Annotated in this window: 3 protein-coding genes; all 3 read left to right on the top strand. The window is 42.1% G+C overall.

Annotated elements, in window-relative coordinates; genetic code table 11:
• The first annotated feature begins 234 nt into the window (after positions 1-234).
• Positions 235-630: an START-like domain-containing protein gene (locus E1163_RS01440; RefSeq protein ID WP_221417899.1), complete on the top strand. Its 396-nt coding sequence runs from the start codon at positions 235-237 to the stop codon at positions 628-630.
• Between the two features lie 55 nt (positions 631-685).
• Complete coding sequence (locus E1163_RS31120) at positions 686-2,677, top strand: LptF/LptG family permease (RefSeq protein ID WP_155168746.1); 1,992 nt, start codon at positions 686-688, stop codon at positions 2,675-2,677.
• Positions 2,678-2,747: 70 nt separating this feature from the next.
• The gene (rpsO, locus tag E1163_RS01430; RefSeq protein WP_155168745.1) at positions 2,748-3,023 is read left to right on the top strand and encodes a 30S ribosomal protein S15; all 276 of its coding nucleotides are present in this window, start codon (positions 2,748-2,750) and stop codon (positions 3,021-3,023) included.
• The last annotated feature ends 74 nt before the right edge of the window (positions 3,024-3,097 follow it).

The following is a 3,097-nucleotide window of genomic DNA, read 5'->3' as shown; positions in this document are numbered from 1 at the left end:
TTATGAATCCTGCGCTCTAACCAACTGAGCTACCTCGCCATTTTGTTGTCAGTTGAGTGTTTTTAGTTCCCGGTTTCTATGAACTGAGAACGTGTGAACTGCTTAACTGTCTCTCAATTGGAGCGCAAACTTACTAATAATGATTTTTAATTACCAAATACTTTTTAAATTTTTATTTAAATTGGTCGTTTCGTAAAAATGGCATATCTTAAAACAATTCTTAAAGCGCTGGATATGAGTAGGCATTTGTTTACAACGGACTTTGAAATCAATGCGTCAACCAAAATGTTATATCCCTATTTGAGTACTGCCAGTGGCCTTGCACAATGGTTGGCAGATGACGTAACGGTTGATGAGGACAAGGTCTATAATTTTATTTGGGATGAGGAGGATCACAAAGCCAAAATGGTTTCCCACCGTACTAACCACTATGTTAAATTTGAGTTCCTTCCGGAAACCGATGATGAGAGCGACGACCCCGCATACTTTGAGTTGAGGCTGGAAATGAATGAGCTGACACAAAGTGTTTTTATCAGGATTACAGACTACTCTGATATGGATGATAACGAAGAATTATATGATCTCTGGCACAGCCTGGTCGATAATTTAAAAGAAACCGTGGGAGGTTAATTAATTCTGATCAGTATTCCGTATTTTTGGCTTCTTTTTTGATGCGCGTAGTGTGATGAAGAAGTTAGACAAATTAATTCTATCCTCCTTTTTAGGGCCATTTTTCCTTACGTTCCTCGTAGTGGTGTTCATATTGCTTACGCAGCATATGCTTAAGTACTTTGATGACATCGTGGGAAAAGACCTTGGTTGGGATGTGCTCGCGCAGCTATTTTTCTATTTTGCAGTTTTCATGACACCCATTGCCATACCCCTTGCGGTATTGCTTTCTTCCCTGATGACATTCGGGAATTTAGGTGAGCATTTTGAACTTACAGCTATTAAAAGTGCGGGTATCTCGCTACTTAGAGCACTACTTCCCATATTCGTTTTTGTGCTTGGGCTTACGGTACTGGCCTACTATTCCAACAACTACTTTGTACCCAAAGCCGCCCTTGAAGCATACAGTCTGCTTTACGATATCAAACAGAAAAAACCGGCCCTGGATCTGAAAGAAGGTACTTTCTATAATGGTATACCTGATTTTAGCATTAAAGTCAACAAAAAGCATGACGACGGGCATACCATAGAAGACGTTATTATTTATGACCACCGCAACCAGAATGGTAATAAGAATGTAACACTTGCCGACTCCGGAGCCATGTACACTATACATAATGACAGGTACCTGAAGCTGGTACTGTTCCGTGGCCATTCCTATGAAGAGGGATCAGGTACTTCCAAGTCTACCACTAATAAAAAAGAAACTTTCAGGCGTGCCCAGTTTGCCAAGAGTGAATTTGTGCTTGACCTTTCATCATTCGGCCTCGACCGGACGGACAAAGACCTTTTTAAAGGGAACAGGATCATGCGGAACCTTTCCCAGCTTAGGCATGATGTGGATTCCGTAGGGCATGATATCATGGAGAAGAGGTTGCAGGTTTATGCTGAGGTGCCTTATGCATTTTATTACCATTTACGGGATGACAGCATACAAATGCCGAAGGAGCTGAAAGAGTTTAAGGCCTATAATGATAGCCTGAATGCTGCAAAGGAGCGCCTGGAGCTGGCTGAAAAAGCAAAAGAAGATAGTATTAAACAGGCTACTCCAAAGGAAGAGAAGCCAATGACGACCGACCAGAAAGAGATAAAAGCACATAATGAAAGGCTTGAGTCGGCAAAGCAGGATGCTAAGCCAGTGAAGAAACCTGCCGATGAAGAAAAACAGCAGACACCACGGTCAGTGGCGGAGCCTAAAAAGATAGTTGTAGGGAAGGGGAAGCCAGAACCTGAAAATAAGCAGGTACCTCCCAAAGTAGAAAACATGAAGGATGCCATCGCCAGGGCTGATGCTAAAAAAATGCCTGAAAAACGCGTGCTTAATGATGCAGACAGAGCTAAGCTGAGGGCGGACTCCGATAAAAAGGTGGTGAAAATTGAGCCGCAGAAAATCATACCAACCCAGGAAGATGATGACGGGGGGGCACACCCGGAAATAAGGACCAGACAGCAGGAGAAGGAAAAGGATACCGTAAAGACCAAAACCAAGGCAGATATTGTTCAGGAGCTCATGACCAAAGAGGATGACAAGGATCAGGAGCGTGAGCTGCAGAGTGCTTTAAATATGGTAAGGCAAACCAAGAGCAAATTGCAAACCAGCAACCAGCGCATAGAACGTCTGACCTATGAGCAGGACACTTTTGATGTACAATGGCACAAGATACTTGCTAACTCCATGGCATGTATCATTATGTTTTTGATCGGCGCTCCGCTCGGAGCCATTATTAAAAGAGGAGGCCTGGGTATACCTGTGCTTGTCTCTATCATTTTCTTCATCATTTTCTATGTGATCAGTATGATGGGGGAGAAGTGGGCCAAGCAGGATATGATAGAGCCTTTCATGGGAATGTGGGCTGCCAATGCTCTGTTGCTTCCTATAGGTCTGTTTTTCCTGAGGCAGGCCAGGAATGATGCCAGGCTGTTCGAATCCGACTTTTACAGTGTGATGATCGATAAGTTTAAAACCTGGTTTGGCAAGCGAAAAAAAACAAAGCCAGATAAGCAGTAATATTTGGTTATTACACGGTAGCTTGATACATTTGCGCTTTATTTAACAATTACACTAAATTTAACTAAGCATGTATTTACAAACAGAGAAGAAACAAGAGTTGTTCGAAAATCATGGTCGGTTAAAGTCTAAGACAGATACAGGTTCTCCTGAGTCTCAAATAGCACTTTTTACCTACAGGATTAATCACCTTACGGAGCACATGAAAAAGAACAAGAAGGATTACTCCACTCAGCAAGGCCTTTTAAAGCTTGTGGGTAAAAGGAGAAAATTACTAAACTTCTTGCACAAAACAGATATCGAAAGATACAGAGCTATATTAGCTGAATTGAAATTAAGAAAATAAAGAAAAAGGGAATCCAAGGATTCCCTTTTCTGCCTTTATCCCGGAAGGTGCTATTTACACAAGCGAGTCAGCCT

The sequence above is a fragment of the Fulvivirga kasyanovii genome (genome assembly GCF_009711405.1).
Taxonomy (GTDB): Bacteria; Bacteroidota; Bacteroidia; order Cytophagales; family Cyclobacteriaceae; genus Fulvivirga; species Fulvivirga kasyanovii.
Note: the sequence above shows the minus strand (reverse complement) of the source record. Positions and strands in the feature narration are given on the sequence as shown.

Coding starts and splice junctions, on each gene's coding strand:
- E1163_RS31120 (WP_155168746.1), top strand. CDS start 686: ATGAAGAAGTTAGACAAATTAATTCTATCCTCCTTTTTAGGGCCATTT.
- rpsO (WP_155168745.1), top strand. CDS start 2,748: ATGTATTTACAAACAGAGAAGAAACAAGAGTTGTTCGAAAATCATGGT.
- E1163_RS01440 (WP_221417899.1), top strand. CDS start 235: ATGAGTAGGCATTTGTTTACAACGGACTTTGAAATCAATGCGTCAACC.